A 19,007-nucleotide genomic window follows, 5' to 3' on the forward strand; every position below is an offset into this window, starting at 1 on the left:
TAAAATTTAACCACAGAGATCACGGAGACGAGAACGCAAAGATCGCAGAGGCAAATATTATTTGGTAACCTTTTGATACAATCGACTTTTGAGACAGCCTCTTGGGGTGAGGCCTTTTAATGCTTATACCAGTTTATTTTTCGCGAGAAATACATCAGCGCGGCGATGATGATGAATAAGGCTACGCTTCCAAACAGCAGGGAAAGCTCTTCCAGTTGTATGATAATGAATATGAAACCATAAAATATGGTAAGAATGAAAGCAAATACAGCTGATACCTTCCTGTTTTTTAAGAGGGAAGAGGTGAAAACTGCGATTAACCCAATGGTGGACAGCGAGGATAACAAGTAAGCGTAATTATACCCGATCTGTTCTGCAAACGATAACAACAGGGTATAATACACCACCATCGCCGCCCCGATGAGCGTATAGTTGAACAAATGGATCCGCTCTTTTTTGATCATTTCCGCAAGAAAAAGGGAAACAAAAGTGAGCAGGATAATTAGCGTTGAATATTTGGTGGTACGCAAAATTTTACGGTACTGGTCAATAGGCAGCTGAAGTTTAACACCTATCACTGCGTCCGTCAATGCTTTTTTGTTGGTTAATACCGAGTCGCCATCGGTCCACTGCTGCGGAAACGGGCGGTTATAATAAAGCATCTGCCATTTTGCATTCAACCCTCTGTCGCTAACTGTACGGGTATCGGGCAGGTAACGGCCGTTAAAGTCGGGGTGTTTCCAGTCGCTGTTAACTTCCACATCGGTGGTTTTGCCGATGTCCAGGAAATTCAGCGCATTGCTGCCTTTCAGATCAAGCTGGTAGCTAAAATTAAATCCCTGTTCCTTTTGCAGTGGAAAGCTCACCTGCAGGCCGTTGCTTAAGGGCATGTTTTCATTTTCAGAAGGCTCGGGCGTATATTGTTGTCCCCTGATGGTCACTACCGGGTTGTTCTTTAACCCTTTCAGGTCCGAAATGCTGAATATCAGTCTGGCCTTGTCGTATTGAATAGTAGCAGGGTCTATACTTAATTCACTTAAATCGGGCTGATTAAAACTGCCTGTTACGTTTACTTTTGAGTTGTAAACAATGGCATCGTAAATCCCGCTGCTGTATTGTTCTGTCTGGATCCCCGCTTTCATGCTAAGTGTTTGGGGCAATACATACAACGTTTTAGTCACCTCGTGGGTTATCGGTTTGCCAGCATTGTTATTTTCGGTGATCATTTTGCGGTAGGGCAGCGCCATAACCGGGCCCTGCACCAGTTGGCTGCCCGCCCATTTATCCGCTACATTCTTCAGGTTTTCCTGCTGGTAGCCTTCGCGGTCGGTCACCAGGCTTTGGATCCAGGCCGACGGGATCAGCAAAAGCAGGATAATTACGGTAATAACCCCTAATTTAATTAAAATGGAATCCTGGGTCCAGGTACTTTGCTTTGGTTGTGGTGTTGGTTCTGATTGTTCTATCATGATTTTATTACTTAAAAGTACTTTGTATTTCAAAGCACATGGATAAAAAAATTTGGTTGATTAATTATTGATTTTTTAATTGTTTTTGAGATGATTTCATCAGCAGCAGGATACTGTTTACGGATAATAGCCCGATCAGTCCAACGGCCGATAATTTCTCCGGCAGTGTACCCCGGAAGCCTTCATCCATGGCGTTGAATAAGATCCATAAAACAAATAAGACGTTGCCGCCAATGGCAGCGTATTTTATTAAAGTAATGATTGGTTTGGTTTCCATTTTAGTTTGATTTTTGTTGTTTAATTAATTTTTCCAAAGCATCCAGGTGCTGCTTAAACGCCGTTTTTCCTTTTTCGGTGGCTTCATAAGTAGTATTCGGTTTCCGGCCTAAAAATGTTTTATGCACCAGGATGTATTCTTCTTTCTCTAACCCTTTTAAGTGCGACGCCAGGTTGCCGTCGGTAGTATCCAGCAGTTCCTTTAACGAATTAAAGTCGTACCTGTCGTTTACCATCAGCACACTCATGATCTGCAGCCTTAAGCGGTTCTCAAAAGCTTTATCTAATTTTTCAAAAGGGACTTTCACCTGTCGTATTTAAAGTACATCATGCTCCCATAAATTATATGCAGCACACCAAAACCAATCGCCCAAAATAACAAACCGTAGCCGGGTAAACAAGCGGCAATTAAGCCCAATACAATCTCGCAAATGCCCAGGTAGCGCACATCCTTATAAGTAAAGTTGCTTGCAGCCACTAAGGCAAGTCCATAAAAAATAAGTGAGGCAGGGGAAACGACACCGTAATAATTGCGGTATAATAATATCAGGATCAGCAGGCCGCCGCTTATTAATGGTAAAGCCATATTAAAGATCAAAGCACGGCTGGTATTTCCCCAGATAGGTTGTCCGCTTTTTTTTGCCTTTTTACTGGTTAAAATAAAGCCAGTTAAAAGTGAGGCAAGTAAAACCAAAAGAGCAATAAGGAATAAAGTGAGCAGTAAGAATGAATCTTCTATGTTTTCAACAATTCGGAAATGTGGGTTATAATGATGCCTTCCTATCCCAATGTATAATTCATAATACGCTACCCCTGCACCAATCAATGCATAAATCCCTGCCAAAATCCCGGATAACCCGCTGAGGGATATAAATTTTGAGGACCGCTCCATCAGGCTGCGAATGGAGGCAAGGTCGTCCTGTATTTGTTTTTCTTCCACTTAAAAGTACTTTGTTTATCAAAGTAAATTATTTTATCTTTGATTTCAAAATAATTAGTGAAAAATATTTTTTTTAAGATCGGATATGAAAAACCTGACCGCAAAATTATTGATCCTGGTGGCAGCCATCGGGTTAAGCTTCCTTTCCAACTATTATATAAAAGGATGGTATAATATTATCCCATGGGCAATTGGGGCGCTGCTGATCGGCTATTTTAACGAGAGCCGGCGTAATGCTATTGTTAACGGCGCTTTATTTGGGTATGCTTTGTTCCTGGTTTATATTCTATTGGGTTATAGCGGCAAAACAGATACCGGCAGCATCATTAAATTTATTGCTTTTAATTTACTGTTTAGCATGGGTGGCGCCATTGCCGGGGTTATCGGGGCGTTTATCGGTAATTGGTTGAAAAGGAAAATTGTCGGAACCATTGATTAAGTTGATTTTGGGATTTAGTTGATGTTATAGTAGAATCAGGATGTTGGTTTTTTGTTGTTAATGATTAAAAGGTATCTTTGGTTCGACATTATTATTAAACCTTGCCGCAAATACAGCCAATGAAAAATGTGTTTTTTTTATTTCTGATAACATCCTCTTTAAGAATTAATGCCCAATCTTTATCAGTACCTATTGAGTCTATCAACTTATTTAAAAGATATAAGCTTGACGAAAAATACCAGATAACTCCATTCCTAAAACCGCCTTTTTTAAAAGCTGATTTTAATGGAGACGGTATTAATGATGTGGCTGTTTTAGTAATTGAAACAAAATCCAATAAAAAGGGTATGATCGTTTTTCTCGGGAATAAAGCTGGCTATGTGGTATTTGGTGCTGGTAAAAAAGTTGGTAAACGTGGACAAGATGAGTCCGATGATTTAAAATGGATGGACAAATGGAGGATTTTTAGCCAAAGATTTGCATACGAAACGAAATTTGATAATGGTGATATTGCCGGTACTATTAAAAGGAAACTTCCAAATAAAGGCATTAGCATTTGGAGCGTTGAAGACGGTGAATTTAATGCAGGCGGGATAATTTATTGGAATGGTAGAAGCTGGGCCTGGATACATCAGGGAGAATAAATCCAAGTGACAAAATAAACATAATTTAATATTACTGATTATCCATAAACAAAAATTCCGAATTCGAACATCCGACGTCCGAAATCTAAATAGTTATCGCGGCCTTCACCAAATAAGGCAAGATGTCTTTTTGAAAGGACACAAAATTTTTCCGCACATCCGAATCACTTACCGAGGTAAATGCAAAGCTGAAGACGATGCTTTTGCTACATTTGATCAAAAAGTGCAATTTCTTTAAATAATTTTCCTGTTTACGCAGGCCGCTTAACTGGCTGAACGCGTTTACCAGCATTTCTTCCAGTTCGTTGGATAAGTTTTTAAGAAAAGCCTGTGAATTGGCCGATTCCCGGATAAAATCCCAGCCAATAAACTCATTGCACACGGTATAGCTCAGGCGGCAGGTTTTCATAATGAGGGTGTTTAAATGTGCCTCCTCATCATCTTCATGCGTGTTGCTATGGATCAGGTCGTTAACGCTTACCTTAATGTAATCCATCAGTAAGGAGTGCAAAACATCTTCTTTACTCTCGAAATATTTATAAATAGTAGCTTTGGCAATTTTTGCTTTCCTGGCAATTTCGTTAACGCTGGTTTTATGATAACCAAATTTTCGAAACAGTTCCTGCGCGGCCCGCTTTATACTTTCTTTTATTTTGTCAGCTTCCATGTATCAATTCGATACAAATATCTAAATTTTAATGAGAATAGTGAGCAGGTGAGTTGTGAGACGTAAATAGTGAGTATTAAATTATGAATAATGAGTAGTAAATTACTAACTACTCAGCATTCACCACTCACCAATTCAATTTGATACAAATATTTCAAAGTTACTTACATCAATGCTGTAGGCTTTGAGCGAGGTTACCGCTGGCGCTTTAACCGGGTTGCCGCTGGAGAGGGCCCATTTGCCGCCGCTGCAGGGGTCAGTAACGGTAAAGTTTCCGGCATCAAGGGTAACTGCACAGAGCTTTGAAGGGTCAACGGTACTGCAACGGTCGTACGCGGCATAACTGCCATCTGCTTCGCGGTATAAAATCAGCCCGGCCACGCCATAGCCATTTACCAGCACCGCACCACCTGGAACGTTCAGCGCGCTAAAGCGTGGGTCGGTGGTTGCCGCCTGGAAATTTACGGCAACGTTTGGTATAACGCCCCCGCTTTTTACACACGAAAGGCAGCTTATAGCGATAGCGGAAAGCAGGATCCATTTCCTCATATGATCTCAGTTTTAAATTGCTTCAGAAAACGAACATCGTTCTCAGAGAATAAACGCAGATCGCGTATCACATATTTTAAGTTGGCAATTCTTTCTATCCCCATGCCGAAAGCGAAGCCGGTGTATTTTTTGCTGTCGATATTGCAGTTTTCCAAAACGTTAGGGTCAACCATACCGCAGCCCAATATCTCCACCCAACCTGTGTATTTACACATGTTACATCCCGCGCCTTTGCAAATGGTGCAGGAGATGTCCATTTCGGCAGATGGTTCGGTAAAAGGGAAATAGGATGGCCTGAAGCGTACTTTGAAATCTGCGCCGTAAAGTTCCTGTACAAAATGATAAAGGGTTTGTTTAAGGTCTGCGAATGATACATTTTCATCAATATACAAACCTTCTACCTGGTGAAAAAAGCAATGCGCCCGGGCCGAAATTGCCTCATTACGGTAAACCCTGCCCGGCATAATAGCCCGGAACGGCGGTTTACCATTTTCCATCATCCGTACCTGTACCGATGAAGTATGGGTACGCAGCGCGATATCATCCTTACCGCTGTTCTTTTTTATAAAGAAAGTATCCTGCATATCCCGTGCGGGGTGTTCTTCGGGGAAGTTTAATGCAGAGAAATTATGCCAGTCATCTTCAATTTCGGGACCTTCAGCCACCACGAAACCTAATCTTTTAAAAATATCAATGATCTCAATTCTTACCAGGGATAAGGGATGACGGGAGCCGGTGTTAAATCCATCTCCGGGAAGCGTAAGGTCAAGGCCTAAGTCTTCAGTCTTCAGTCCTGAGTCAAAAGTTTCTTTTACTTCATTGTATTTAGCTTCGGCCAGTTGTTTAAACTGGTTTAAAACTTTGCCAAACGTACGTTTTTCTTCAGTACCGACAGTTTTAAACTGTTCAAATAGATCTTTAATAACGCCTTTGGTCCCCAAAAATTTAATGCGGAAGGTTTCCAGTTCTTCGGCATTAGCTGCTAAAAAAGCGTTGATCTCTTTGGTATATTGGTCTATTTTATCTTGCATTTATAATGTTCTTAAAAATTGTTCGGCTGTTAAAACCGGTATGGTGGATTTCTTGTAATCTTTTGTATTTCGGGTGATAATAAAATTAGCATTTGCGCTTACCGCAGCACAATGTTGAACAGCATCTTCAAAATTAACAATATTTGAGTCTAAAGCTTTTTCGATGATCGATAACCCTTCACTGATAATATTTATTTTGTTTGATAAAAGTCTTATGGATGCCCTGGCAGATTTTTCGCCAACACTTTTCTTCGCGATGTAATGAACGTTTAATAGTGAATGTACGGAAGTACATCCGGAATATTCCTTTTCATCGATCAAAAAAAATAAACCTAAAGCCCACTCATAAAACGGATATCGTTTCAAAATTAAATCAAGTAGTATATCTGAGTCAATAAATACTGATCTCATACACTGTACTTTTCTTCAAGGTGTTTGTGATATTCCGCTTTGTGATCAAAATCAGGAGTAGGCTTACTCACTACTGAAAGCTGTTTTATCCAATCGGGTATTTCTGTGTTTCTGATTTTTTCCAAAACAGGATCTTTTGTCCTTTTTTCCGTTTCAACTGCTGTTATCAAATTTTTAAACAATTTTGAAACGCTCATATTGCTTTCAGAAGCTATTCTTTTTGCAGTCTGAATTGTGTCTTCATCCATGCTCAAAGTAAGTTTAATAGTTGCCATACTCTGTTGATTTATACGTACAAATATAAATAATTTATACGTAACTATTTAATCACCCCCAACGCTTTCCCAACCTTTGTAAAAGCGGCAATCGCCTTATCCAAATGCTCCATTTCATGCGCCGCCGATATCTGCACCCTGATGCGTGCTTTACCCTGCGGAACCACCGGGTAATAAAAACCAATCACATAAATACCTTCATCCAGCATTTTAGCAGCAAATTCCTGGGCAAGTTTTGCATCGTACAGCATCACCGGCACAATGGGGTGTATGCCGGGTTTAATATCGAAACCCGCCTCGGTTATTTTTTTGCGGAAATATTGTGTATTGGTTTCAAGTTTATCGCGCAGGTCGGTAGTTTCACTCAGCATGTTTAACACCGCTATGGATGCCCCGGTAATGGAAGGCGCCAATGTATTTGAAAATAAATAAGGGCGCGAACGCTGGCGCAGCATGTCAATGATCTCTTTACGGCCAGAGGTAAACCCTCCGGACGCTCCGCCTAATGCCTTGCCTAAAGTGCCTGTAATGATATCAATTTTACCCATCACGTTATGATGCTCATGCGTGCCACGGCCTGTTTTTCCCATAAAACCGGAGCAATGGCTTTCGTCAATCATCACCAGCGCATTGTATTGTTCGGCTAAAGTGCAAATTTTGTCCAGTTGGGCTATTGTCCCGTCCATACTGAATGCGCCGTCGGTCACAATGATCCGGTGGCGACAGCTTTCGGTTGCTTTCAGCTTTTCTTCCAGGTCGGCCATGTCATCGTGTTTATAACGTTGGCGCTGCGCTTTGCACAGGCGCACACCGTCAATAATAGAAGCATGGTTTAACTCGTCCGAAATAATGGCGTCCTGCTCGTTAAACAAGGGTTCAAAAACACCGCCGTTTGCATCAAAGGCGGCAGCGTAAAGTATGGTGTCTTCCGTCCCTAAAAACTCAGCGATCTTTTTTTCAAGCTCTTTATGAATATCCTGCGTGCCGCAAATAAAACGAACAGAGGATAAACCATAACCATGGGAGTCCAAAGCTTCTTTTGCTGCCGCTATAACCTTTGGATGGCTGGACAGGCCAAGGTAATTATTGGCACAAAAATTAATTACGTTTTTGCCACCTTGTACAGTAATGTCAGGGCCCTGCGGTGACGTGATAATTCTTTCCCGTTTATATAAACCTGCGCTTTCGATATCGGCAAGCTCCTGCTGCAAAACCGGCTTTAGTGTGTTATACATATTGTAGATTTTAGAGGGGCAAAATTAATAATTAAAGATTATCCGGCCGGAGTTAATAAAATTAAAGATCATATAAAGCTCATTATATCAAACATTTTACCTCTAATGTTTATTTAATGTTAATATCATGAAAAAAACCATACTCTTCGCTGTTTTAGCTTTTTCGACTTTTAATTGCTTTGCACAACAATTTGTTTTATCGGGCCATATAACCGGCGACCAAAATCTGCCCGTTCCGTTTGCCTCTGTTTATATTAAAAATTCAACTTATGGCACCACCGCCAATGAAAACGGCGATTACATTTTTAGGCTCAGGCCCGGCACTTATGATATTGTTTACCGGGTTGTTGGCTATAAAGAGGATGTTGAAAGGATTGATATTTCCACCGGGGACGTTGAACATAATTTACAATTGGCCGATGAGCCATTTGAATTAAAACCAGTAATTTCAAAGGAAACAAATAAAAACGACCCGGCGTATGATATCATGCACCATGTACTTGATAAACGAAAGTTTTATCTCAACGAAGTTAAGTCATACCAGTGTGCCATATACATTAAAGGCGTAAAAAAAATCATTACTGTACCAAAAACGCTTTTAGATAAAGGGATGGCAAAGCTGCTTGGCCTTGATACAAGCGGAAAAGGAATAGCTTACCAGTCAGAATCGCTATCAACCTATAGTTTTAAACAGAAGGATGAAGTAAAAGAGATCTTCGCCGCTTCGAAGGTATCGGGTTCAAATCCGCCATTTGGCTATAATAAAGCATCAGACTTGCAGGTAAATTTTTATAAAAACCTGTTTTACATTAATGGCCTTAGCACCCATGGTTTTGTTTCGCCGGTAAGCGCCTATGCTTTTAAATATTATAAGTTTAAATTATTAGGCACCATATCGGAAGACGGAAAACAGATAGATAAAATTCAGGTGCATACTCTGATTGGCAAAGCACTGTCATTTACCTGAAGTATTTATATTATTGAGGGCGACTGGAGGATTTATGGCGTCGATCTGTATTTAACAAAATCACTAAATAACCTCAATTTTGTTGATACCTTAAGGGTTACTCAGCAATACATCCCTGTTGGAAATACCTGGGAGCCCTTGTCGTTTCAATACAGTTATATCGGGAATGTTAACGGCTTAAAATTTAGCGGCTACTACCTGGGTATAAACAATAATTACAAAATAGATACTGTATTTAAGGAAAGCTATTTTAACGGTGAAATTTTGCACGTGGATACCGAAGCAAACAAAAGAAGTGCAGCATTTTGGGCGAATAAACGCCCGGTACCATTAACATCTCCGGAAGTAAAAAATTATAAAACACGCGATAGTATTGCCAAACTGCAGGAGTCAAAAACCTACCAGGATTCAATACAACATGATGACAATAAGTTTGCCCTACTACCTTACCTGGTAGATGGATACCTGGCCACCTATAAAAATCATAAGGATTCGCTTTTTGTTTTACCGCTGTTGCAAACAATATATTACAACACCGTTGAGGGTTGGGGGATTAATTTGAAAGGCGGTTATACAAAAACATTTGAGGATAACAGGTCGTTCACTGTGTCGCCGGCGTTTAGATATGGAACTGCTGACAAAATGTTCAGTGCAAATATTCATTCAAGTTATACGTATGACCCCGACAACGTCGGAAAGTTTTTTTTGAATTTTGGGAGTGATGTGCTCGATTTGAACACTTTGGGCACCCGTTCACTTTATTTTAATACGTTAAGTACACTTATAAGCGAACAGAACTTTGTTAAATATTATCGTTCTGTATTTGGAAATTTCGGATACCAGCGGGAACTCACAAACGGTATTTTGTGGACGGCCAATTTATCGTATGCAGACAGGACCCAACTATACAATACCTCCTTCAATCATATTTTTACGTACTCACATCTGCGGTATACTTCAAACAATCCCTTAGCGCCGGATGCACCGCAGGACGACCATTCCATATTATTTCCCGAAAACCAGGCACTTACTTTTAATACTTATTTCAGGTTTACTTTCGACCAGCAATATATTACCCGGCCAACCGGTAGGGTTTATTTGCCCTCAGATTATCCGGTAATCACTGTTAATTATCGAAAAGGAATAAATAACGTGCTGGGTTCGGATGTTAATTACGATTTTATTGCCATTGATATCGAAGATGACCGCCTTGCTGTTGGATTGCTGGGGCATTCAGCATTTAAGATCAAAGCCGGGGAGTTTTTTAACAACCGGAATCTTTACTTTATGGATTACAACCACTTTATAGGCAATGAGGGAACATCGTCCGATCCAACGGATGTCGGGAGCTTCCATTTTTTGCCATTTTATACGTTCAGCACCAAAGATCCTTTTCTTGAGTTCCATTTCCAGCATAATTTCGGCGGAGCGATATTTGACAATGTGCCCTTTTTACGAAGACTTAAATTAGAAGAAATTGTAGGAGCGAACTATCTTACCGAAAAGAATAATCCTTATTATTCAGAATTCTATTTTGGCATCAAACGCTTGCAATTTGGCGCCGATTATGGCGTAGCCTACCAGGGTAACAAAAAATACCTGCAGGGTTTCAGGATATTTTATGGGTTGAAATAGCCGCTGGGTGAGTGGTGATTAAGTTGATTGAGTATTTGGGGGGCGTTAATAATTCATTGGTTCATTTCGTGTTTGGTGGGTAAACTTCCTGTAAACCATTCAACTTAGTCAACGCAATCCAACTTAATCAACAAATCACTATATTTGCGCCTCATTTAACACTGTTTGAAGCAGTATCAATGATTTTATGGCAAAGTATAACACACTACTGTACTATTGTTATTCAACAATAGCTGATGCGGAGCAGTATGCTACCGATCATTTAAAATTCTGTAAAAATTTAGGGCTAACCGGCCGCATTATCGTGGCGGAAGAAGGTTTGAACGGCACCGTTTCAGGCACTGCCGAATCCTGCAAAACCTACATGGATACTCTGCACGCCGACCCGCGTTTCGCAGGTATCGATTTTAAAATTGATGAAGTGGACGAACCTTCATTTATTAAAATGCATGTGCGTTATAAATCAGAGATCGTACACTCCGGCCTGCGCGATCCTAATATCATCAATCCCCAATTACAAACAGGCAAACATCTTGATCCAAAAGATTTTTTGGCGATGAAGGATGACGAAGATGTGGTGATCCTGGATGTGCGCTCCAACTATGAGCACAATTTGGGCAGGTTTAAAAATGCCATTACGCTTGATATCGACAATTTCAGGGATTTCCCGGAAAAAATAAATGAACTGGCCCAATACAAAGACAAAAAGATATTAACCTATTGCACCGGCGGCATTAAATGCGAAAAAGCTTCTGCATTGCTATTGCACGAAGGTTTTAAAGATGTTTACCAGTTACACGGCGGCATCATCAAATACGGTAAGGAAGCCGGCGGCGAGGATTTTGAGGGCAAATGTTATGTTTTTGATAACCGGCTATCAGTAGATGTGAACCACGTTAACCCGGTAGTGATATCCACCTGTTTTAATTGCGGTAAAACCACCCATAAAATGATCAACTGCGCTAACCCCGAGTGCAACGAACACTTTACCCAATGCGATGAATGCGGCGACAAAATGGAAGGCTGCTGCAGTGCTGCCTGCAAGGCCCATCCGCGCAAAAGGGAATATGACGGTACGGGGTATTATGTAAAAGTGCCACAGCCTGTAAATACTACTAAGAAAATTAATAGACACGAATTTCACGAATAGGAACGAATTTACACGAATACCGCAAGTCGCGGGTTGTTATTGCTGCTGTTAATGAGTAATTTGGCTAAAATTCTGTTATGAAATTTTTTTTAGTTATCAGCCTAATCTTTATCCCGATTTTTAACTTATTTGCGCAGAATTCTGATCGGCAATTAGATCAACTTTTATCCTATTCGAAAATAAGGCAAATCGATCCAACTCAATTTTCGTCAGCGCTCAAAATTTTCAGAAGATTAGAAGCTAGAAAAGAACTTGACGTAGCGGTGAGAAGATCTCGCGATGATGATGAATCATCTGAAACTGTGTTGAGGCTGTTTGGTAAAATTTGCTTGCATAGCAACAGTCCATTAGCTGTCGACGAGTTTATCAAATTTATCAAACGTCAAAAAGGTTCGGCAGACGAAGAGATTCCGATTAGCTTTGAACCGCTATTTGCAAAATGGCCTGACTATGTTTTAATCCGTGTTGCTAATGACAAAGATTTACTTAATCAACTTGAATGGGGATTTGTCAATAATCATTTTCATGATTTAACAACAAAAAATTGCAGGACGATTTTTTACAGTTTGAATCCAAAGATCAAAGACCTTTATCCAAAATACAAAAAACAAATAGATTATTTGATATCTACTGCCGTTGGTGATTTGAAAAGCTGACAAAGGTGGTCCGTCGTTACACAATTATTCGTTTTTACAACGTATTTTCGCAGAGACGCAATAATTTGCGCGTTTCTTTTTGTTTTTCACCGATGTTTAAATACTTCGTCTTATTTTTAGTTTGTTTATCGTGCTGCTGGGATCAGGCCAGCGCCGCTGATATTAAAAACATTGGCGTTCCATACGTGCAAAATTATACTAAGGCACAATACCAGAGTGGTAATCAAAACTGGTCGGTAACGCGGGATGAGCACGGTATCATGTATTTTGGCAATGCCGAGGGTTTATTAGCTTTTGATGGCAAATACTGGCAGCTTTACCGTATGCCCAACGGGCTTATCGTCCGCTCGGCGGCTGCAGACGGAAGAGGGAAAGTTTACGTTGGTGGTTTTGGCGAATTTGGCTATTGGGAAAATAATAAACAGGGCTTTTTAAAATACCATTCGCTCATTAGCCTGGCTCCGAAGTCAAATATTCCAAACGAAGAGATCTGGAAAATTTATGTAGATGGAGATAAGGTGATATTTCAGTCGTTTGGTTCTATTTACATTTATTCAAAAGGGAAAATCACGATAGTAAGGGCCCACAAACCTTTTCTGTTTCTGTTTAAGATCGGCAGCCGTTATTTTGTCGAACAAGTTGATGCCGGCCTTTTCGAGCTTAAAAACAATCAGCTGGTATACGTAAACGGGAGCAATGTGCTGGGTAATACCGGGATCCTTACTATTCTGCCTTTTCGCGGCAATAAATATCTCATCGGCACGGCAAAAAATGGTTTGTTTGTTTATGACGGTAATAAAATTACTTCGTGGAACAACCATGCGAATGATTTCCTGAAGACCTACCAATTAAATAACGGCGCGGTTATTCCCGGCAAATATTTTGCGTTCGGCACGATATTGAACGGGATTGTAATTGTTGACACCGCAGGCAACGTGGTACAGCATGTAAATAAGTCCAGCGGGTTGCAAAATAATACCGTATTAAGTTTATATACAGATAACGAGCAGAACCTTTGGGCTGGTTTGGATAACGGGATCGACCGTATCGAAGTAAATTCACCCCTGTATTTTTATTTTGATAAAACCGGTCGTTTCGGAACAGTGTATTCAAGTATTATTTTTAACAATAAAATATACCTGGGTACAAACCAGGGGCTGTTTTACAGCGACTGGCTCCCCGGCGGGAACAATCAACTGCTGCAATCTTTTGATTTTAAATTGATACCCGGTTCACAGGGCCAGGTTTGGGACCTCTCACTGCAGGATGGTCGCCTGCTTTGCGGCCATAATGATGGTACTTACCAGGTAAATGGCGGCAGTATATCCAAAATATCAGCGGTGAACGGTGGCTGGACGATCAAAAAGCTAAATGATCACCTGTTGATCCAGGGTACTTATACCGGGTTGGCTATTTACAAAAAGGACAATAGCGGCAACTGGGTATTTGATCACAAGGTGGAGGGATTTATCGAACCGTCAAGGTACGTTGAAACAGATAGTAAAGGGCAGATATGGGTAGGCCATGCCTATAAAGGCATTTATAAAATTGTACTCAGCAACGACCTGAAAAAGGTTGTTTCCCAGAGATATTACGACAAGCGCTCCGGCCTCCCCGATAGTTACAATGTAAATGTATTTAACCTGGATAACCAGATCGTTTTTTCTTCGGATTCGGGCTTTTGCAGGTATGATGACATCAGCGACAAGTTTTATAAATACCAGCAGCTCAATAAAATGCTGGGTACTTTTGCTTCCTCTAACAAGATCATTTCGGCTATTGGTAAAAAATATTGGTTTATTAACCACGGGCGTGTAGCCCTTGCCGACCTATCCGTCCCGGGGGAACTCACCATTGATTCCAACCGCTTCAGCTCGTTAAACGGACAAATGGTGCAGCATTACGAAAATATCAACCTCATCAATAACTCAATTTACCTCATCAGTATTGACGATGGCTTTGTTATTTTGAATGATGATGATGCATTACTGGCTGATAAAATAAAACTGCCCATGGTATTGATCAGGAAAGTTGAAAATATAACAGATAAGGTTTCGGTGATCAGTGAAAATACAAATACCAATAGTCCTACCGACATTGAGATCCCTTTTTCTCAGAATAATATTCGCATAGCCTACGCTTTACCCTATTATCGGCAGGCTAAAATCAAATACCAATATTTTCTGGATGGTTATTCGCGGCAATGGAGCGATTGGACAACACAAAGCCAGAAAGAATTTACCAATCTTGGTCACGGCGTTTACAAATTCAGCGTTCGCGCTAAAATAAACGACGAGAATGTCTCACCGGTAACCGTTTACACCTTTACTGTATTACCTCCCTGGTACGAAACAAACATTGCCATGTTTATTTACGTGCTTTTATTGATCGTGGCGTTCTATGTATTCCGTTATTATTATCATTTAAATTTAAAGAAACACCAGCAAGAGATCCACGAAAAACTTCACCGCGAGAAGGAAGAGTTTGTAAAGCAGGAAGCTATTGCTAATGAGCAGCAGATCGTAAAGATTAAAAATGAAAAATTACAGGCCGACTTGGCCAGCAAAAGTAGGGAGCTGGCAAATTCAGCGATGAACCTGGTGTATAAAAATGAGCTTTTGCAAAAAATAAGCGAGGAAATGGCTCATTTAAAAGATAGTTCGGGCAAACCCTTGTCCGAAGAGCAGTTAAGGCGCATACAAAAGGTTATTAATGAAGGTATGAACGACGAGCGTGACTGGAACGTGTTTGAAAGCAGCTTTAACGAAGCGCACGAGAACTTCTTTAAGAAACTTAAATCTGATCACCCGGATCTCGTACCCAACGACCTTAAACTTTGTGCTTACCTGCGTATGAACATGAGCAGTAAAGAAATGGCTTCCCTGTTAAATATTTCATTGCGCGGGGTCGAAATCAGGCGCTACAGGTTGCGTAAAAAGCTAAACCTGGAGCATGACAAGAACCTTACCGAGTTTTTGATAGAGTTATAATGATAAATTTATTTGTTAAATTTGTTTTATGGAAACCGTGATCATGCACCCTAAGAATAAGGAGCAATTGTCAGCTTTAAAGGCAATTGCTAAGGCTTTAAAAGTTGATTTTGAAACGGAGAAAAGTCCGTACAATCCGGAGTTTGTTGCCAGGATTAAAGAAAACTACGAACAGGCCAAACGGGGAGAAGTAATTACCATTAAGGATCCTAAGAATATATGGCCAAGTATTCTGTAGTTGTTCAAAAAAATGCCCAAAAACACCTGCAAACACACTACAAATCTGGCGATAAAGGTTCTATTAAAAGAATAAATCAAATATTTGTAGAATTGGCCGAGCACCCCCGAAACAGGCGTTGGGCAGCCCGAGCAGTTGAGATTTGATCTATCTGGCTTTTGGTCAAGGCAAATTAATAAAAAGGATAGACTAGTTTATAGAATCGAAGATAATATCGTCACCGTTACAATAGTCTCCGCGAAAGGACATTATGGCGACAAATAATTCAGATGGAAACCCCAACTCCATTAATTCGACTGTTCCGAATCGAAGTTTTCAAGTTACAAGACTGACCTTCTAAATATATTAACCGGCTTTACTGAAATCAGGTGTTACAGGTTGCGTAAAAAGCTAAACCCGGAGCATGATAAAAACCTCACGGAGTTTCTCATCAGGCTTTAGCGCTACATCATTACCTCTCATAGGCAGTCCGGCATGTAGTATTACCGTATATGACAGTGTAGTACATACGTTAGTTGTCATTTTGTAATAAATGATTGATATTCAATATTTTAAAAATAGTTTAACTTTCGTTTGAGAAAGTGTTTTTTTAATGATGTAATAATGTAGAGGAACATTATTTGTTAAAATTGTATTATCTCCCCAACTTCGAACTATCAAAAAACCAATTTAATAAACAAACTTCTTAAATTTTAATTAACCACTATGAAGAGAATTTTTACGATCTCAGGGTTGGTGCTATTTTGTTTCTTTTTTATTAATGCTGCATTTGCACAGAACACTACCATTAAAGGTACCGTTTCTGATGCTACTACAGGCGAAAGCCTGATTGGTGTAAGCGTTATTGTTAAAGGAACAACAAACGGTACACAAACCGACGTTAGCGGAGCGTTCACCATTACGGCTCCGTTAAACGCAACATTAACAATTTCTTATCTCGGATATACAAGCCAGGATATTGCCCTAAAAGGACAAACAGCTATCGCCATTAAACTTTTGCCTGCTTCAAGGCTGCTTGAACAGGTGGTTGTGATTGGTTACGGTACACAACGTAAAGTTGACAATACCGGCTCTGTAGTTTCGGTAAAAGGTGCGGATATTGCCAAGGAGGCATCGCAAAACGCGCTTTCATCTTTACAGGGTAAAGTTGCCGGTGTAAATATCATCAACAGTGGCTCGCCGGGTGCGTCGCCACAAGTAACGATACGCGGTTTGGGCACCATCGGTGGTAGTTCAAGCCCCTTGTATGTGGTTGACGGTAACTGGTACGACGATATCAGTTTCCTGAATACTGCCGACATCGATAATGTTTCGGTATTAAAGGATGCATCAAGCACTGCCATTTATGGTATCCGCGGCGCCAATGGCGTTTTGGTTATTACTACTAAGCGCGGCTCCAAAGGCAAACCGGTTATCAGCTATACGGGCTATGCCGGCTGGCAAAAAGCTACCAACCTGGTAAAAATGGCCAATGGTACCGAATACGCTACCGCTATAAATGAACTCTATCAATATAATGGCATTACGCCGCCATTGTTTTCCAATCCGGCAAGTTTTGGTACCGGTACCAACTGGTACGACCAGATCCTGCGCAACGCGTTTGTTACCAATCATGAACTTTCAATCGGTGGCGGGTCGCAAAGCAATGTTTATAACGTATCGTTTGGCTACCTTGACCAGGACGGTTTGGTGAAGACCAATAAATACCAACGCTACACCTTTCACGTTTCAGATGATTGGACCGTTGCAAAACCCCTGAAAATAGGTATTACTTTAAGCGGGCTTTCAAGCGAGTCGAATGATATCAACAGTGGTATATTTCACGAACTGTTTGGTGCAGCACCTACTTTGCCGGTATTTTATGCAGATGGCAAATACGGCGACCCGGGTGACTACCACACAGGTGATGGTAACAATTACAACCCACAAGCTACTATCGACTTTTTTAATCAACACTCCAGGAACAAGCGCGTTACAGGCAATGTTTACGCTGAGTTGTCTATCTTAAAAGATTTGAAATTTAAGACCAGCTATGGCGTAGATATCGCCCAGGCGGAAGTAAGAAGCTATAGCCCGGTTTATTATGCAACTGTTGCCCAGCAAAGCACTTCAAGTAGCCTTGATGTGCAACATACTGAAACACGCAACTGGATCTGGGAAAATACCCTGACCTATAACAAAACCATCGGCAATCATAAGATTACCGGTTTGGTGGGTATGACAGCACAGGACTATACCACATACTATGCGCACGGATACGCCCAGAATGTACCTTACGTTGCTAAAGGCAGCCTTACTGGTTCATTCCCCGATACGGCTAAAAATGTAATGCAAACCGTGGTGCCAGGTCAGCAGCCGCACATCCGCGACCTTTCTTATTTCGCGCGTGTTAACTACTCATTTAACGATCGTTACCTGTTGAATGCTTCGATACGCCAGGATGGCTCTTCGCCATACTATGGTTCAAATGGCGCTAATGTATTTGGCTATTTTCCATCGGTTGGTGGTGGCTGGGTGATCAGCAATGAAGAATTTATGAAAGACCAGCATTTTTTTGATGATTTAAAACTGAGAGGAAGCTGGGGCAAGGTTGGTAACAGGAATGTACCTATTAATCTTTCAAACCTGGTGATCACAAGTGATCCTGGCTATCTTACCGCTGTATTCGGCAATCCGCAGGCGCCAGCTTTGGGTGCCAGTATCAATACGGTTGTACCGCCAATTACAGTTTGGGAAAATGCACAATCAACCGACATTGGTCTTGAAGCATCTTTCCTTCATAACAAGTTATCATTTGAAGCCGACTATTATAACAGGACCACCGATAACGCAATTTTTGCTATCCCGATCCCTGCATCTGTAGGTACCTCAGGCGGTAACATAGAAGGCAACCAGGCTAAGATCCAAAACCGGGGTGCAGAATTTGTATTGAGCTGGAAAGATCAGCCTTCAAAAAGTTTTTCTTACTCTGTTAGCGCGAATCTGGGCATCAACACCAACGACGTGTTGAGTGTACAGTCGGGTAAAAATCCGATTTATTCAGGCGGAAATGGTATTGCCAATGGCGCCCTGGCGACCCGTACTATGGTAGGCGAGCCTATCGGCGAATTCTACGGTTACAAAGTTGCAGGCATATTTCAGCAAGACCAAACCTCAGGCGCGCAGCCAACTGCAAAGGCCGGAGATTTTCAATATGCAGATGTAAACCATGACGGTGTGATAGATACCCGCGACCGCGTTGTTTTAGGTAACCCGAATCCGAAATATAGCTATGGCATCAATTCAAGTTTCACTTACAAGCAATTTGACTTTGAGCTTGATATGCAGGGAGTGGCAGATGTGAGCATTTATAATGCAAATATTGCTTACCGATATGGCAATGAGAACTTTACCCAGGATTTTTATGATCATCGCTGGCACGGTGCAGGTACTTCA

At 41.0% G+C, this 19,007-nt stretch carries 19 protein-coding genes and 1 pseudogene; 9 read left to right on the forward strand and 11 right to left on the reverse strand.

The features are described from left to right. Positions 1-116: 116 nt before the first annotated feature. From creD to QZY09_RS11015, 4 genes are all read right to left on the reverse strand, one after another. Entirely contained in the window at positions 117-1,469 is a 1,353-nt protein-coding gene (creD, locus tag QZY09_RS11000) for a cell envelope integrity protein CreD (protein WP_295672335.1), read from the reverse strand. A gap of 64 nt (positions 1,470-1,533) precedes the next feature. Next, entirely contained in the window at positions 1,534-1,746 is a 213-nt protein-coding gene (locus QZY09_RS11005; RefSeq protein WP_295672336.1) for a hypothetical protein, read from the reverse strand. Between the two features lies 1 nt (position 1,747). Then, positions 1,748-2,053 carry a transcriptional regulator gene (locus QZY09_RS11010; RefSeq protein WP_295672337.1) on the reverse strand — a complete coding sequence of 102 codons (306 nt, stop codon included), beginning with the start codon at positions 2,051-2,053 and terminating at the stop codon, positions 1,748-1,750. Continuing rightward, positions 2,050-2,685, reverse strand: coding sequence for a hypothetical protein (locus QZY09_RS11015; protein WP_295672338.1), 636 nt, complete (start codon positions 2,683-2,685; stop codon positions 2,050-2,052). The genes QZY09_RS11010 and QZY09_RS11015 overlap by 4 nt, the downstream gene beginning before the upstream one ends. A gap of 85 nt (positions 2,686-2,770) precedes the next feature. Here QZY09_RS11015 and QZY09_RS11020 point away from each other — a divergent pair, with 85 nt between their 5' ends. After that, complete coding sequence (locus QZY09_RS11020; RefSeq protein ID WP_295672339.1) at positions 2,771-3,124, forward strand: DUF5518 domain-containing protein; 354 nt, start codon at positions 2,771-2,773, stop codon at positions 3,122-3,124. Between the two features lie 119 nt (positions 3,125-3,243). Next, on the forward strand, positions 3,244-3,768 hold the full coding sequence (locus QZY09_RS11025) for a hypothetical protein (RefSeq protein WP_295672340.1): 525 nt from the start codon (positions 3,244-3,246) through the stop codon (positions 3,766-3,768). A gap of 85 nt (positions 3,769-3,853) precedes the next feature. Here the strand turns inward: QZY09_RS11025 and QZY09_RS11030 are convergent, their stop codons facing one another. The 6 genes from QZY09_RS11030 to kbl all read right to left on the reverse strand — a co-directional run bounded on the left by QZY09_RS11030 (position 3,854) and on the right by kbl (position 7,936). Next, a complete protein-coding gene (locus QZY09_RS11030; RefSeq protein WP_295672341.1) occupies positions 3,854-4,435 on the reverse strand; it encodes a TetR/AcrR family transcriptional regulator in 582 nt (193 codons plus the stop codon). 135 nt (positions 4,436-4,570) lie between these two features. Continuing rightward, a complete protein-coding gene (locus QZY09_RS11035; protein WP_295672342.1) occupies positions 4,571-4,984 on the reverse strand; it encodes a hypothetical protein in 414 nt (137 codons plus the stop codon). Continuing rightward, positions 4,981-6,015, reverse strand: coding sequence for a phenylalanine--tRNA ligase subunit alpha (gene pheS / locus QZY09_RS11040; protein WP_096350791.1), 1,035 nt, complete (start codon positions 6,013-6,015; stop codon positions 4,981-4,983). Before pheS ends, QZY09_RS11035 begins: the two co-directional genes overlap by 4 nt. Beyond that, on the reverse strand, positions 6,016-6,426 hold the full coding sequence (locus tag QZY09_RS11045; RefSeq protein ID WP_295672343.1) for a PIN domain-containing protein: 411 nt from the start codon (positions 6,424-6,426) through the stop codon (positions 6,016-6,018). Continuing rightward, a complete protein-coding gene (locus QZY09_RS11050; protein WP_295672344.1) occupies positions 6,423-6,701 on the reverse strand; it encodes a DUF6364 family protein in 279 nt (92 codons plus the stop codon). The genes QZY09_RS11045 and QZY09_RS11050 overlap by 4 nt, the downstream gene beginning before the upstream one ends. Before the next feature lie 44 nt (positions 6,702-6,745). After that, entirely contained in the window at positions 6,746-7,936 is a 1,191-nt protein-coding gene (kbl, locus tag QZY09_RS11055) for a glycine C-acetyltransferase (protein ID WP_295672345.1), read from the reverse strand. Positions 7,937-8,063: 127 nt separating this feature from the next. Between kbl and QZY09_RS11060 the strand changes: the two are divergent. From QZY09_RS11060 to QZY09_RS11085, 6 genes and pseudogenes are all read left to right on the forward strand, one after another. Further along, positions 8,064-10,538 (forward strand): annotated as a pseudogene (locus QZY09_RS11060) (DUF5686 family protein). A gap of 187 nt (positions 10,539-10,725) precedes the next feature. Beyond that, positions 10,726-11,688 carry a rhodanese-related sulfurtransferase gene (locus tag QZY09_RS11065; protein WP_295672346.1) on the forward strand — a complete coding sequence of 321 codons (963 nt, stop codon included), beginning with the start codon at positions 10,726-10,728 and terminating at the stop codon, positions 11,686-11,688. Positions 11,689-11,765: 77 nt separating this feature from the next. Next, positions 11,766-12,344: a hypothetical protein gene (locus QZY09_RS11070; protein WP_295672347.1), complete on the forward strand. Its 579-nt coding sequence runs from the start codon at positions 11,766-11,768 to the stop codon at positions 12,342-12,344. A 92-nt stretch (positions 12,345-12,436) separates the two neighbouring features. Continuing rightward, positions 12,437-15,334, forward strand: coding sequence for a triple tyrosine motif-containing protein (locus QZY09_RS11075; protein ID WP_295672348.1), 2,898 nt, complete (start codon positions 12,437-12,439; stop codon positions 15,332-15,334). Positions 15,335-15,362: 28 nt separating this feature from the next. After that, complete coding sequence (locus QZY09_RS11080; RefSeq protein WP_295672349.1) at positions 15,363-15,572, forward strand: DUF2683 family protein; 210 nt, start codon at positions 15,363-15,365, stop codon at positions 15,570-15,572. A 135-nt stretch (positions 15,573-15,707) separates the two neighbouring features. Beyond that, positions 15,708-15,836 (forward strand): type II toxin-antitoxin system YoeB family toxin, encoded by a 129-nt coding sequence (locus tag QZY09_RS11085; protein WP_295672350.1) that lies wholly within the window; start codon positions 15,708-15,710, stop codon positions 15,834-15,836. 126 nt (positions 15,837-15,962) lie between these two features. Here the strand turns inward: QZY09_RS11085 and QZY09_RS11090 are convergent, their stop codons facing one another. Beyond that, complete coding sequence (locus QZY09_RS11090; protein ID WP_295672352.1) at positions 15,963-16,094, reverse strand: hypothetical protein; 132 nt, start codon at positions 16,092-16,094, stop codon at positions 15,963-15,965. Between the two features lie 183 nt (positions 16,095-16,277). Between QZY09_RS11090 and QZY09_RS11095 the strand changes: the two genes are divergently transcribed. After that, a partial coding sequence (locus QZY09_RS11095) for a TonB-dependent receptor (RefSeq protein WP_295672354.1) occupies positions 16,278-19,007 on the forward strand: 2,730 nt, incomplete at its 3' end.

Source organism: uncultured Mucilaginibacter sp. (genome assembly GCF_903913935.1).
Classification (GTDB): domain Bacteria; phylum Bacteroidota; class Bacteroidia; order Sphingobacteriales; family Sphingobacteriaceae; genus Mucilaginibacter.

What these genes read in the sequence shown, in the direction of transcription:
- creD (WP_295672335.1), bottom strand. Translation starts at nt 1,469, where the DNA reads ATGATAGAACAATCAGAACCAACACCACAACCAAAGCAAAGTACCTGG.
- QZY09_RS11005 (WP_295672336.1), bottom strand. Translation starts at nt 1,746, where the DNA reads ATGGAAACCAAACCAATCATTACTTTAATAAAATACGCTGCCATTGGC.
- QZY09_RS11020 (WP_295672339.1), top strand. Translation starts at nt 2,771, where the DNA reads ATGAAAAACCTGACCGCAAAATTATTGATCCTGGTGGCAGCCATCGGG.
- QZY09_RS11025 (WP_295672340.1), top strand. Translation starts at nt 3,244, where the DNA reads ATGAAAAATGTGTTTTTTTTATTTCTGATAACATCCTCTTTAAGAATT.
- QZY09_RS11030 (WP_295672341.1), bottom strand. Translation starts at nt 4,435, where the DNA reads ATGGAAGCTGACAAAATAAAAGAAAGTATAAAGCGGGCCGCGCAGGAA.
- QZY09_RS11035 (WP_295672342.1), bottom strand. Translation starts at nt 4,984, where the DNA reads ATGAGGAAATGGATCCTGCTTTCCGCTATCGCTATAAGCTGCCTTTCG.
- pheS (WP_096350791.1), bottom strand. Translation starts at nt 6,015, where the DNA reads ATGCAAGATAAAATAGACCAATATACCAAAGAGATCAACGCTTTTTTA.
- QZY09_RS11045 (WP_295672343.1), bottom strand. Translation starts at nt 6,426, where the DNA reads ATGAGATCAGTATTTATTGACTCAGATATACTACTTGATTTAATTTTG.
- QZY09_RS11050 (WP_295672344.1), bottom strand. Translation starts at nt 6,701, where the DNA reads ATGGCAACTATTAAACTTACTTTGAGCATGGATGAAGACACAATTCAG.
- kbl (WP_295672345.1), bottom strand. Translation starts at nt 7,936, where the DNA reads ATGTATAACACACTAAAGCCGGTTTTGCAGCAGGAGCTTGCCGATATC.
- QZY09_RS11065 (WP_295672346.1), top strand. Translation starts at nt 10,726, where the DNA reads ATGGCAAAGTATAACACACTACTGTACTATTGTTATTCAACAATAGCT.
- QZY09_RS11070 (WP_295672347.1), top strand. Translation starts at nt 11,766, where the DNA reads ATGAAATTTTTTTTAGTTATCAGCCTAATCTTTATCCCGATTTTTAAC.
- QZY09_RS11075 (WP_295672348.1), top strand. Translation starts at nt 12,437, where the DNA reads ATGTTTAAATACTTCGTCTTATTTTTAGTTTGTTTATCGTGCTGCTGG.
- QZY09_RS11080 (WP_295672349.1), top strand. Translation starts at nt 15,363, where the DNA reads ATGGAAACCGTGATCATGCACCCTAAGAATAAGGAGCAATTGTCAGCT.
- QZY09_RS11090 (WP_295672352.1), bottom strand. Translation starts at nt 16,094, where the DNA reads ATGACAACTAACGTATGTACTACACTGTCATATACGGTAATACTACAT.